Origin of the sequence: Burkholderia sp. KBS0801 (assembly GCF_005937855.2) — a bacterium.
In the GTDB taxonomy this organism is placed as follows: domain Bacteria; phylum Pseudomonadota; class Gammaproteobacteria; order Burkholderiales; family Burkholderiaceae; genus Burkholderia; species Burkholderia ambifaria.
Genome location: NZ_CP042179.1, coordinates 232,210 through 245,288 on the forward strand (window position 1 = coordinate 232,210; position 13,079 = coordinate 245,288).

10 protein-coding genes are annotated in these 13,079 nt (G+C 63.3%); 2 read left to right on the forward strand and 8 right to left on the reverse strand.

The genetic code is table 11. The features are described 5' to 3' along the window. The first annotated feature begins 275 nt into the window (after positions 1-275). Positions 276-1,709 carry a DEAD/DEAH box helicase gene (locus FFI87_RS30520; protein ID WP_186381774.1) on the forward strand — a complete coding sequence of 478 codons (1,434 nt, stop codon included), beginning with the start codon at positions 276-278 and terminating at the stop codon, positions 1,707-1,709. A 2,074-nt stretch (positions 1,710-3,783) separates the two neighbouring features. Here the strand turns inward: FFI87_RS30520 and FFI87_RS30530 are convergent. The 6 genes from FFI87_RS30530 to FFI87_RS30555 all read right to left on the reverse strand — a co-directional run bounded on the left by FFI87_RS30530 (position 3,784) and on the right by FFI87_RS30555 (position 10,488). Then, positions 3,784-4,215 carry a hypothetical protein gene (locus FFI87_RS30530; RefSeq protein ID WP_138850301.1) on the reverse strand — a complete coding sequence of 144 codons (432 nt, stop codon included), beginning with the start codon at positions 4,213-4,215 and terminating at the stop codon, positions 3,784-3,786. Between the two features lie 369 nt (positions 4,216-4,584). Continuing rightward, complete coding sequence (locus FFI87_RS30535; RefSeq protein ID WP_138850302.1) at positions 4,585-5,517, reverse strand: hypothetical protein; 933 nt, start codon at positions 5,515-5,517, stop codon at positions 4,585-4,587. Positions 5,518-5,757: 240 nt separating this feature from the next. Further along, positions 5,758-7,146 (reverse strand): MFS transporter, encoded by a 1,389-nt coding sequence (locus FFI87_RS30540; protein WP_138850303.1) that lies wholly within the window; start codon positions 7,144-7,146, stop codon positions 5,758-5,760. 100 nt (positions 7,147-7,246) lie between these two features. Further along, positions 7,247-8,425, reverse strand: coding sequence for a CaiB/BaiF CoA transferase family protein (locus FFI87_RS30545; protein ID WP_138850304.1), 1,179 nt, complete (start codon positions 8,423-8,425; stop codon positions 7,247-7,249). 14 nt (positions 8,426-8,439) lie between these two features. Further along, positions 8,440-9,597: an acyl-CoA dehydrogenase family protein gene (locus FFI87_RS30550; RefSeq protein WP_138850305.1), complete on the reverse strand. Its 1,158-nt coding sequence runs from the start codon at positions 9,595-9,597 to the stop codon at positions 8,440-8,442. Between the two features lie 30 nt (positions 9,598-9,627). Beyond that, positions 9,628-10,488 carry a MaoC family dehydratase N-terminal domain-containing protein gene (locus FFI87_RS30555; protein ID WP_138850306.1) on the reverse strand — a complete coding sequence of 287 codons (861 nt, stop codon included), beginning with the start codon at positions 10,486-10,488 and terminating at the stop codon, positions 9,628-9,630. A gap of 139 nt (positions 10,489-10,627) precedes the next feature. Here FFI87_RS30555 and FFI87_RS30560 point away from each other — a divergent pair, with 139 nt between their 5' ends. Then, positions 10,628-11,578 carry a LysR substrate-binding domain-containing protein gene (locus tag FFI87_RS30560; RefSeq protein WP_138850307.1) on the forward strand — a complete coding sequence of 317 codons (951 nt, stop codon included), beginning with the start codon at positions 10,628-10,630 and terminating at the stop codon, positions 11,576-11,578. Between the two features lie 83 nt (positions 11,579-11,661). Here FFI87_RS30560 and FFI87_RS30565 read toward each other — a convergent pair whose 3' ends face one another. Both FFI87_RS30565 and FFI87_RS30570 read right to left on the reverse strand, forming a co-directional pair. Further along, entirely contained in the window at positions 11,662-12,396 is a 735-nt protein-coding gene (locus FFI87_RS30565; protein WP_138850308.1) for an ABC transporter substrate-binding protein, read from the reverse strand. Between the two features lie 94 nt (positions 12,397-12,490). Beyond that, complete coding sequence (locus tag FFI87_RS30570) at positions 12,491-12,784, reverse strand: antibiotic biosynthesis monooxygenase family protein (protein ID WP_006753336.1); 294 nt, start codon at positions 12,782-12,784, stop codon at positions 12,491-12,493. Positions 12,785-13,079: the final 295 nt, after the last annotated feature.

Below are 13,079 nucleotides of genomic sequence, written 5' to 3' on the forward strand. Positions count from 1 at the left end.
CTAGCTGATTGGATGACTGAATCAGTCAATGAAAACCCTAATATGACTGAATCGATCATTTTGATCGGCGTCATCGGTCTCTTCCGTTCGTCCCGACCAACCAGGTGGTGCGCGCCCTGTTTTGGCTCCATGTGCGCATTCCGATCGCGTGGCGTGTCGCCAATACGCTCACGGCGGCGACGAAGCTGTTCGGGTGAAGGCGCGTGGGCGCGCTGATCTGCACGGTGCGATCAGCGCCAACCGCTAGAATTGCGGTTTTAGCCCGGAACACGTCCATGTCTTTTGCCTCGCTCGGCCTGATCGACCCCTTGCTGCGTAATCTGCAGGACCTCAATTACCAGACACCTACGCCGGTGCAGGTCAAGGCGATTCCCGCGGTGCTCGGCGGCAAGGACGTGATGGCCGGCGCGCAGACCGGCACAGGCAAGACCGCGGGTTTCGCGCTGCCGCTGTTGCAGCGGCTCGTGCAGCAGGGCCCGGCGGTGTCCAGCAACCGCGCGCGGGTTCTGGTGCTGGTGCCGACGCGTGAGTTGGCCGAGCAGGTGCTGCAAAGCTTTGTCGCGTACGGCAAGGGCCTCGACTTGCGATTTCTGGCCGCCTACGGCGGCGTGAGCATCAACCCGCAGATGATGAAGTTGCGCAAAGGCGTCGATGTGCTCGTTGCGACGCCGGGTCGTCTGCTGGATCTCAACCGCCAGAATGCGGTGCAGTTCGATCAGGTCGAAACGCTGGTGCTGGACGAGGCCGACCGCATGCTCGATCTGGGCTTCGCGCGTGAGCTCAATGCCGTCTTTGCCGCGCTGCCCGTTCAGCGCCAGACCCTGCTGTTCTCCGCGACGTTTACCGACGATATCCGCACGATGGCGGCGAGCATTCTGCGCAGCCCGGTCAATATCAGCGTCAGCCCGCCCAATGTCACGGCGAGCAAGATCAAGCAGTGGGTGGTGACGGTCGACAAGCGGAACAAGCCGGACCTCTTCATGCACCTGGTGGCCGAGAACAATTGGGATCACGCGCTGGTGTTCGTCAAGACCCGCAATGGCGTGGAGTATCTGGCGGCCATGCTGGACGAGGCGGGCTATGCGGTCGACACGATCCACGGCGACAAACCGCAACCCGCGCGGCTGCGTGCGCTCGAGCGCTTCAAGACGGGCGAAGTGCAGATGCTGGTGGCCACCGATGTGGCGGCCCGCGGGCTGGATATCGATGACTTGCCGCTCGTGATCAACGTCGATCTGCCGATCGTCGCGCAGGATTACGTGCACCGGATCGGGCGTACCGGGCGCGCGGGCGCGAGCGGCGTGGCCGTATCTCTCGTGTGTGCGGATGAAGCCCCGCAACTGGCCGCGATCGAAGCGTTGATCGGGCAGACGCTGCGCCGCGAAGAAGAGCCGGGGTTTGAAGCGGAACACCGCGTGCCGGAAACCAGCTCGACCGGGCAGATCATCAAGAAGCCTAAAAAGCCGAAGAAGCCCAAAGTGCCGCACGGTGGGGCGGCGGCCATGCCGGTGGCCGGGAAAAAGCCGCGGCCGCAAGGCGGTGACGGCAAGCGCAAGGGTGGTGGGGCCGCGGGCAAGGGCGCAAGCGTGTTGAACGGTAGCCCGTTCAGCGTGCAAAAACCGCGCGGCAAAGGCAAACCCGCTGGCAAGGCGGTTGCGGGACCGCGTAAGCCGGCTGGGAAGTCTGCGGGTGGTCGCGGTAAACACTAACGCTGATCCGTTGGGCGACTGACGCCAGCCATTGAAAGGACAGTCGATTGGAGGCCCGCAGGCGGGTGGCGCGGCTTTGTCGCACATCAGGGCGGCGGGCAAAGGCGCACTGAATCAAGGATCGCTAACAACTTGGCGGCCGAACGGACGTTTAAAACTGTGCAAGTCAAGACCTGATCTCTCAGTCAGCGTCGGATCAGGTCTGAGATTGCTCGGACGTCACTTCATCAAGGGCCGTGATCGACCCGAACCGGCCGCTCGACGCTCTACGGAGCGGACATCATCGGTGTGTCGGCATGCCGCGACGAACGTACGTTGAATGGACACGCCCGTGATCTATGCGCGGATCAGAGTGTCACCTTGGAAAAGGTGATAGGGAGCCGACTCGAGGTTCATGCGCTCGGGGATTGGTAGTCCGTTTCCGCAGTAGTCGATCTCAACGTAGCTCAAATGACCCGAATCATCGGCGAACAATAGAATTTCAAGCGATCGTGACTCGTCGGGTTCGCTTAGGTCCCGAAAGTGAGCTTCAAACACCAGACCGTAACCGTGTCCGCTCGTAGATATTCTCGGCACGCCATCGGGCGCAGCCATTGATAGCGCGAAACTGTTGCACCCGCATTGACAAAGCTCGCCGATTTCAGCATTCGCGAATTGCGCTGCGAGCGCCTCGCGATTCGGAAACTGGCAGCGTTCGAGGGTGAACGCAATCCAGTAAGCTGCGCGGTTTAGGTCATTTCGCATGTTGCGCCTAGACGGATGCGGAGCGAATCTCGGTTCGCGAGTGCGTTGATTGTCGACGATCTACGCGACGGTGTCGACCGGCCGTTCATGGCCGTACTGCGTCCCACGACCGCGTGCGATGGTCCAGATGCAGTCACCGTTGAAGCCAATCCTCGCGATCGATACCATAGACGCGATCAGATTCGTCGTATGCCTCTTCGAGTGACATAAACAAATGATTCGAAGTCGGAAATGGTGCGTCCAGGGATTCGTACCGCATCAGTAGAACGACTCCGTCTTCGAGTTGTTCGATCTCGACCTTCACGGTCGTGCCTTCGCTTTCGCCCCGACCATCAAGGGATTTCCGTGTTGGCGCCCAAATCAGCATAGGTGGCTCCCGTTGAACGTAGTGCTTTCAGGTGCGTCTATCAAGGTTGTCCGCTTGCCTTCCGGGGATTGTCGATGATCTAGCAATCGTGTCGAACGACCCGCTGACCAAATGCCGCCCGTTGTGGGAGGCAGCGCCAGACCCGAAGCAGACGGTCAACATTCTCCCAAACGGTCATTCGAGCGTCCTTAGTCGGCTTGCTATCATCGCACTTGGCTCCATCCGCAAGATGCGGTGCCTGGAATCCACGGAGAATTATTTGCATGGAGAAGTTGAGCGGCAACCGGCCATTAGGCGTCTTTTCCGACATTAGAGGCCACTTCCGGTCCGAATATCAGATCGGGAGCAGGTTGGTCTGGGTGAGATGTCACCATCGCCTGGATTGCTTGGAGTGCGTTGGTAAGACTGACGAGATCTTGCCCGATATATGGGCCGCAATACCAGATGCGATCGCCGTTGCTGAGGGCTATTCCAGGAATCAGATCCCCGATTTCTGGAGCACGCACGATAAGTCTAAACGGGAAGGACCGCGCCTGGACGTGTGGGGTATAGCCGTTACGCCTGATCTTGGGGAGGCGAGATTCGATATTTCTCGCAATTACAGATTCGATTACTCGTCACCGACCTTTTTCAAGGACGATTACTGGAACGACGAGCCTGTTTTACTACCAGAGTTGCCTACCCCCTATCACGTGTACGTCATCCGAAACGGGGCCGGCCAACTCAGCGTCGCCATCGATCGATAGCGAGAGATTATCTCAAGCGATACGACGGGCCGTAAATGCTTACAGCACCGCGTTAGCGTGAGCGTCGATACAACAATCTACACCCTTAACCCGACCGTCCGCTCATGGCCGGACTCGGCCGGCCGCAGCCACGGCGGACTGCGACTGGCTCAACCCGGCGAGGGGGCCTGTCGTCTTGCTCCGAAGCAGACGCACAGCGTCAGTGTCGAGCGCCGAGTTAGCCTGTCGTGTACCAATATAAAAGTACATATTCGTCATCCGTCTCACATAAGAAGCATTCTTCAACACCGATAAATTTTGGTTCGACGAAATACGTCATCTCTATTTTTACCGGCGGAATAAATCCCAATATTTCAAGAGATGGAAAACACAGGAATTCGCCGGGTTTTACATATCGCGGCATCCGCAATGCGCGCTCGCACGGATGGATTTCAAGATCGATCAGGGGGGGCTCTCCCCATTCAATATCCGCTGCGAGGTCGCGCAATGACTTTACCAAGAACTCCGTATCATTTTCGAAGTCCTTCTTTTTCCCATGTATGTAATAGCTGCCTTCAGTCTCTCCGCCAGTACGGTCAAAAAACAAAAGATTTACGCATCCACTTGGCGCACCATTTTCAAACCTAGATATAATTTCTTCCGCGACCATGGAGGCTATCTCCCGCTGGAAACCCCATCACTGGGGCAATTTCAAAGTACGGCTTTTCGTCAGCCTCCTCTTTATCCTCTTCGACTCACTCCGATCATGGCTTTGGCTGGGATTCTGCTAAATCGGAATTCGGCGTGTGCGCCGACGACTTACGTAACGATTGTCAATGATCCGGACATCGATGTCGACAGTCCGGTTCTGGCCGAACCGAGTCAGACGAACTGACGCTGCCTGTTCGGTCTAGTCCAGCCTTATACATGTAAACCATGCGTGCGAGCGTCGGATCGCGGGCGTGACGGCGATGTGTCCGCTTTTCACAGCGGCTCGGCGTGAACATTCCGGTGCTGTCCGCCCGCGATTCGCCGCCTGCTACTCCGTCTGCTGGCGCCGGTATTCGTCCAGCTTCATCCGCATGTACTGCTGCCGGTCGATTTCGTGCAGCTGCCGCGCATATTGCTCGCTGGAATTGAACCACGTGCTCAGGCGTTGCTCGAGCTGCTTGTCGGGCGGGCTCGATAGCGCGGCAAGATAGGCATCGATGGCCAGGTAGTAGCGTATGGTGTTGCGCTCCACGAGGCCTCGTATGCCATCGACGTATTCCACTTGTGCCGCGGACGGACTTGCGACGTTGGTGAAGCCGACCTTGCCGCGGTCGAATGTTGCCAGAAAGCTTTTCATCGCAAGGCGCCCGACCAGGCCATAGCTGAATGCATAGGTCAGATGCAGGAACGTGTGGTTGCTACCGAGCTGCACCGCTTCCAGGACGATCTGATAATCCCGGGTGTTCAACGGCCCGCTGTCGGCGTGGAGTTTGACCTTGAAGTATCCCGGGGCCCGGGCCGCCGCGTCGTAACGGAAATACAGGCGATACGTGGCCGGGAGCTCCGCGGCGGCTTCCCGTTTGCTGATATTCAGGGTCAGCATGTTGTCGCTATTGTTGCCGGCGGCACGGCAGTACTTGATGTTCGGATGCAGGATCAACAGCTCGCACCAGTTTGCGAGGCCCTGCGACTGGTAATCAAGGACGTTGCTGACGGTCGCGAACGGGTAGTCCACTTCTGCGTACACTTCGCCCGTGACCGTGGAGAACGACTCCTGCGAATCAAGATACAGCCGCCGATGAAACGCGTTGTTATCGAGCTGCGGTTTCAGATTCTGGTACAGCGCGCGCAAACGGGTGGCGTCGTCGGAGGTTCCAGCCCACAGCCCCACGCACGGCAGCCAACATGCCGCCAGAACGATCAACATCCACGCCTTCCTGCGTAGCGCAGCGCTCGCTGGGTTTCGGTCACGCTTGCTCATCAACGTGCTCCGGCTGACTACTCCGATGGGTGGGGCCCATCGCACCTGTACACCTCGATCGCGGTCGCGGCTTGTGCGCGCGGCGCGCATGCGGCTATCCCGACGCCGATCGATTCCTGCTAATACTATGGCGCGCGTCGTGGATATGGCATTAGGATTTCAGCCGATCATTCAGCGGCCGGTCACGCGTGGGCAGTCGGGTGACGCGCGTCGGCCGGTACGCCGATACATCTTCGTCGATCAAACTTGCGTCACCCGCGGCGCGACGGCCGCGCCATCCGCGTCGCTCGTCCCCGGTGCAACTTCCTCGAGCGCTTGCCGCCCCGTTTCAACCCGCAGCAACCCGATCGCGACACACAGTACGCCGAGTGTCGCGCTGACCATCGCGATCACGCCTGACACGCCGAACGCCTGATAAAGCGCGAGTGCCAGCGCGGGCGTCCCGATCGACGACATCCGCCCGCACATCCCCGCGACGCCCGTGCCACGCAGCCGAACCTCGGTCGGAAACAGCTCCGGGATATACCCAAACAGCCCGAGCGTCGTGATCGTATAGATCGCACTGACGAGACAGAACCCCACCAGAATGATCGCCGTGGTGTCGCGCAGCGACACATACAGCCAGCCGAGCGCGATGCTCAGAATCGAAGCGATCACGATTCCCCTCGCACGGCCGATCCGGTCCGCGATCAGATACCCGATCAACCCGCCGACCGGCGACCCGATCGACATCAGGAACACGAAGCCGAGCGACTTGACGACCGACAACCCCTGCGTGACGAAAAACGTCGGCAGCCACGCGATGAAGCCATAGAGTCCAACGTTCACGCCGATCGCGGTCAGCGCGGCGACCGCCATGCGCCCACGCATCCCCTTCGAAAACAGCACCGCGAGCGGTACCTTCCCGACATGCAGATCAATGGTGCGCCGCACCGGCGGCAGCGCGCCGACCTGCTGGCTCACCTCCTGCTCGATCGCGGCCAGCGTCGCCTCCGCCTCGTCGAGCCGCCCGACGGACTCGAGCCAGCGCGGCGATTCCGGCATCCGTTTGCGCATGAACCACACGACCAGCGCACCGATACCGGCCAGTGCGAACATATAGCGCCAGCCGAGATGCGGAATGATCCAGTACCCCGCGGCCAGCGCGGCGAACAACCCGCTGTTGGTAATGATCGCCAGCAGCGACACCCACTTCCCGCGCGTGTGGGGCGGCACGAACTCGGCGAGCGTCCCGGCTGCAACGACCAGTTCCGCGCCGAGCCCGATCCCCATGATGAACCGCAGCACGATCAACCACTCGATGTCAGGCGCAAAACATGCGGCGATCGACGCGAGCCCGAACACCGCGAGATTGAGCTGATACGAATACCGCCGCCCGAGCTGGTCACCGACATACCCCGCGACGAACGCGCCGATCATCATCCCGACGAACGTCGACGACACGAACATCGCGCCATGCCGCAGATCGGTGAAGCCGTCCTTGACCATCGACGCGACCGAGCCGTTGGCGAGATAGATGTCGAATGCGTCGAGGAACGCGCCGCCGGCGATCAGCCCGAGGATCTTCCAGTGGAACCTTGAAACGGGCAGCCGGTCGAGCCGGCCGGCGGCATTGACGGTATTCGCCATGATGTCTCCAGATGTGGCGCTCTCGCGTCTGCTGACCAGACGCGGAGACGCTTCGATAGTGTGATGAGGGGCGCGCTTCGCTCAGCGCGGAAAGGCACGATCAGACCGCACCGGATGCATGCAACGTGTGAATCTGTTCATCGGCATAGCCGAGCTCACGCAGCACGGCGTCGGTATGCTGTCCGAGCGCCGGCACGGGATCCATGCGCGGCTCGTCGCTCGGTGCGATGCCGGGCGGCAGCAGCGCGGGAATCGCGCCGGCGGGCGTGTCGACCCGCGTCCAGCGGTGCCGGGCGGCGAGTTGCTCATGCGTCCACACGCGATGCATGTCGTTCATCCGCGCGTTCGCGATGCCGGCCTGCTCGAGCCGGTCGATCACGTCGGCGGCCGTCAGCGTCGAGAACGCGCGGACGATGACGGATGCAAGGTCGTCGCGATTCGCGACGCGGCGGCTGTTCGACCCGAAGCGCTCGTCGGCCGCGAGCTCGGGCATGCGCAGCACGGTCTCGCAGAAGCTCTTCCATTCGCGCTCGTTCTGCAGGCCCAGCATCACGGTGTGGCCGTCGCCGGCCTTGAACGGACCGTACGGAAAGATCGTCGCGTGCGACGCGCCGGCTTGCCGCGGCGGCGGCTGGCCGTCGATCGCGTAGTAGAGCGGATAGCTCATCCACTCGACCATGCTTTCGAGCATCGATACGTCGATGTGCCGGCCGCATCCGGTGCGGCCGCGCGCGATCAGCGCGGCGAGGATGTTCGAATACGCATACATGCCCGCCGCGATATCGGCGATCGAGCAGCCGGCCTTGGCCGGCTCGCCGTCGGAGCCGGTAATGCTCAGGAATCCGGATTCACTCTGGATCAGCAGGTCGTACGCCTTCTTGTCGCGAAACGGCCCGTCGAGCCCATAGCCGGAGATGTCGCAGACGATCAGCCGCGGATAGCGCTCGCGCAGCGTGTCGTAGTCGAGCCCCAGGCGCTGCGTCGCGCCGGGTGCGAGGTTCTGCACGAACACGTCGGCGTCCGCGAGCAGCTTGTGCACGACGTCGAGCGCCGCGGGCTGCTTGACGTCGAGCGTGATGCTTTCCTTCGAGCGGTTGGTCCACACGAAGTGCGACGCGAGTCCCGACACGCGTTCGTCGTAGCCTCGCGCGAAATCGCCGACGCCCGGCCGTTCGATCTTGATCACGCGCGCGCCGAGATCGGCGAGCTGACGCGTGCAGAACGGCGCGGCGATCGCATGCTCGAACGTGACGACCTTGATGCCTTCCAGTGGACGCATGTTCGTCGCTCCCGTCAGAACGACCGCGGCAGGCCGAGGATGTGCTCCGCGACATACGACAGGATCAGGTTCGTCGAGATCGGCGCGACCTGGTACAGGCGCGTTTCGCGGAACTTTCGCTCGACGTCGTATTCGCACGCGAAACCGAAGCCGCCGTGGAACTGCAGGCACGCGTTCGCGGCTTCCCACGACGCATCGGCCGCGAGCAGCTTCGCCATGTTCGCCTGCGCGCCGCACGGTTCGTGCGCGTCGAACCGGCGCGCGGCCTCGAAGCGCATCAGGCTCGCGGCCTCGACGTTGATGAACGAGCGGGCGATCGGAAACTGCACGCCCTGGTTCTGGCCGATCGGGCGGCCGAACACGACGCGATCCTTCACGTACTGCGACACCTTGTCGACGAACCAGTAGCCGTCGCCGATGCATTCGGCGGCGATCAGCGTGCGCTCGGCATTGAGCCCGTCGAGGATGTACCGGAAGCCCTGGCCTTCGTCGCCGATCAGGTTCTCGGCAGGGATCTCGAGATTGTCGAAGAACAGCTCGTTCGTCTCGTGGTTGACCATGTTCGGAATCGGGCGCACGGTCATCCCGTTGCCGATCGCGTGATGCAGATCGACGATGAAGATCGACATCCCCTCCGACTTCTTCTGCACGTCCGACAGCGGCGTCGTGCGCGCGAGCAGGATCATCAGGTCGGAGTGCTGCACGCGCGAGATCCACACCTTCTGGCCATTGATCACGTAGCGGTCGCCCTTGCGCACGGCGGTCGTCTTGATCTTCGTCGTGTCGGTGCCGGTGGTCGGCTCGGTCACGCCCATCGACTGCAGGCGCAGTTCGCCGCTCGCGATCTTCGGCAGATAGCGCTGCTTCTGCTCGGCCGAGCCGTGGCGCAGCAGCGTGCCCATGTTGTACATCTGGCCGTGGCACGCGCCGGAGTTGCCGCCCGCGCGGTTGATTTCCTCCATGATCACCGACGCCTCGGTCAGCCCGAGGCCGGAGCCGCCGTATTCCTGCGGAATCAGCGCGGCGAGCCAGCCGGCTTTCGTCAGCGCGTCGACGAACGCTTCGGGATAGCCGCGCGCTTCGTCGATCCCGCGGAAATAGTCGGCGGGAAACTCGCCACACAGGTCGCGAACGGCTTCGCGAATGTCTTGGTACGCGTCGGTAGGATTCATGGGTCGTAGCGGGGGAAGCGTCGGAATGGGTCAGGCGAGGGTCGCGCTCGCGGACATGGTCAGCCAGCCGTCGTGGTCGTTCGCCCAGAGCTCGACGGTCTTGCCGTCGTCGGCGAGGCGGCCGCACACGCTGAAGCGGTGGCCGAGAAAGGTCGGCCGCACCGCGCGATACGCGTATTCGCTGATCGTCGCGCCGGGCAGCGAGCGCGTGACGAGGTCGAGCAGCAGCGTCGAGATCAGCGGCCCGTGCACGACGAGATCCGGATAGCCTTCGACGTCGCGCACGTAGCTGCGGTCGTAATGAATGCGATGGCCGTTGAAGGTCAGCGCGGAATAGCGGAACAGCATCACTTCGTCCGGCGTGATGTCGCGCCGCCATTGCGCATGCTCGGGCGCGGCCTTCGGCGGGGGTGCGGCGTTGCCGGGCGTGGCCGTGCCGGGCGCCGCCGCGCCACGATAGACGATGTCGTGTTCCTCGCGGATCGCGACTTCGCCCGCGGCTTCGATCACGTGCTCGACGGTCACGAAGCCGAGCGTGCCGCTGCGGCCTTCCTTGCGCTCGACCGACAGCACGCGCGACGTGCGCGTCGCGATCGCGCCGATCGGCAGCGGGCGTTCGAACGTCAGCCGGCCGCCGGCCCACATGCGGCGCGGCAGCCCGAGGTCCGGCAGGAAGCCGCCCTTGCGCGGATGGCCGTCGGGGCCGAGCTCGGCCTGCGGCGCGATCGACCAGAAATACAGCCAGTGCCACGCGGGCGGCAACGCATCGCCGGCGGCGGGAACGGTCGGGTGATCGAGCGTGGCCGCGAGTGCGACCGCTCGTTCGGCGCTGATGAGGTCCGTCGTGACTTGCCGGACATCGTCACTGGCATTCGACCGGAGAGCATTCACTGTCACCTCCATCGCCGGGCGGCCGGCGCTTCTGACTGGGCATGAAGTGACTGTAGGTGAAGCACGGGCGTGGCGGAAATACCGTTTGAATGTACCCGTCATAGGGGTACCCTATGGCTTTCGCTTCGATCGAACCGCCATGGATATCCGTCAGCTCCGCTACTTCGTCAGCATCGTGGAATACGGGAGCCTCGGGAAAGCGGCCGAAAAACTCTTCGTCGCGCAACCGTCGCTGAGCCAGCAGATCGCGAAGCTCGAAGGCGACCTCGGCGTCGCGCTGCTGGTGCGCAGCCCGCAGGGCGTGAAACCGACCGCGGCCGGGCAGGCGCTGTACCGCCATGCGCGGCTCGTGCTGCGGCAGATGGAGCAACTGCGTCAGGAAGTGCGGGAAGGCGCGGGCAGTGAGTCGGGCACGGTCGCGGTGGGTTTTCCGACCACGATGACGTCGATCCTCGCGGTGCCGCTGTTCGAGCGGATCCGGGCGCGTTATCCGGGCATCCGGCTGCAGTACATCGAGACCATGAGCGGCTTCATCAACGAGCTCCTGGCGAACGGGCGGCTCGACCTCGCGATCCTGTTCCGCGAATCGAACACCACCGGTATTACCGCGATGCCGCTGTTCGACGAGGTGCTGTATCTGCTCGGCGAGCCGGGCGGCGCGGTGCCGTCGCGCGCGCGAACCTGTTCCCTCGCGTCGCTCGCCGGCGTGCCGTTCGTCGCGCCGGGCGTGCAGAACGGGCTGCGCCTGTTGCTCGAGCGCACGTTCGCGCGCGAAGAGGTGCCGCTGAACATCGTCGCGGATATCGATTCGTTGCCGACGATGATATCGCTCGCGCAGGCCGGCCTCGCGTGCACGATCCTGCCTGCTTCCGCGCTGGCGTCGCGCGAGCCGTCGAGCCGGCCGAAGATGCGCCGGATCGTCGAGCCGGAGATTCGCCGGCCCGCGAGCCTGTGCTGGTCGAACACGTCCCCCGTCAATTCCGCCGCGCTGGCCGTGCGGCAAACGATCGTCGAGCTGATCGGCGAACTGGCCGCAAGCGGCGCGTGGACGGGCATCACGCTGCGCGCGAGCGATGCCACGCCGTCGTGACGGGTGGGATGCGGTGGGTTCGTGGGTTCATGCGCAGCAACCTGCCCGGCGCCGTGGTTGCGTCAGCCAAACGCTGATCCCGATTACGCCAGCGGCGCGACCGACGCACCCGTGATCCCGTGGCGCTTCAACGCATCCGCGACGAAGCCCGACGCCTTCATCTCCTCGACGAACGCGCCGAGCAACGCGGCGGCCGCTTCGCCGCGGCTCTTCGGTACGCCCATCGCCTGACGGATCACCATGAAGCGCTCGTCGAGCAGGCGCAGGCCGGGCGTCTTCGCCGCATCGGCTTCGAGTTGCTGCTTCACGCCCGCCGCGACTTCGAGCTGCTGTTCGACGAACGTCTGCACGACAGCCTGCGACGTCGGCGCGCGCACGATCTGCGCGGCTTTCAGCTCACGCGTGAGGAACAAGTCGTACGCGCTGCCCTTGCCCACCGTCACGCGGTTGTGCGGCTGGTCGACGTCCGCATTGCCGCGGATCGGCGAATCGTCGCGCACGAGATAGAAACCTTCGATCAGCACGTAGGGCGCGGTGAACGCGACCGTTTCGCCGCGCAGCGGATCGACCGCGAAGAAGCCGAAATCGACGCGCTCTTCGGTCAGCGCCTGCACGGACTTGCCGGCGGCGTCGAACACCACGAGCTCGAGCTCGGCCGACAGCCGCTCGGCGAACGCGCGCGCGAGGTCGATCGACACGCCAAATGGCTCGCCGGTGGCCGCGTCGCTATTCGCGAGGATCGGGTTGCCGAGATTGATCGACGCGCGCAGCTTGCCGGTCGGCATGAACGCGGAGAGGACGGAAGGGTCGATGGTCATGAAAGCCTCGCGGGGAATCGGTGCGCCGGTCGCACGGGCGCTCGGGGTCTCAGAATGGCACCGATGCGCGACAGCGCATCGAGCGTATTCGGGGTTACTTGACCGCCACTTCCGTATGCACGACTTGCGGCGGGCTCTTGAAGAACGGCCCGGCCAACTGCCGCCAGGCCTGGAAGTCGTCCGATTGCCGGAAATGCACCATGTGATCGTCCACGGTGTCCCACTTGACGACGAGCAGGTAGCCGCCGCTACGCTCGATCACGCGGTGCAGCTCGGCGCCGCCGCAGCCGCGCGCCCGCGCGAACAGCGGGAGTGCCTGGCGAACCGCCGCCTCGAAGGGCTCGGCCTGCGACGGGTCGATTTCGAGCGATGCCATTTCCAGAATCATGAATGCTCCATACAGGTTGAAAGATGCGAACGGATCGGGATGCGACGCGCGCCGCGCACCGCGCATCCGGCAACGATACCGTAATTCGGCCTCCCGCTCGGCCGAGCCGCCTGATGGCGTACCGCGAGGCCGTCGATCGCGACCAGGCGGTGCCACGAGCACTTGACGCAGATCGACCTGCTGCTTGCCGATCAGCGCGAGGCGGCGGCTGACTTCATCAAGTTTCACGTGCACAATGCGATTCGCGAGAAGACGGGCGATCGACGTGCGCGGCCAGGCATCGAGACCGCCCGAT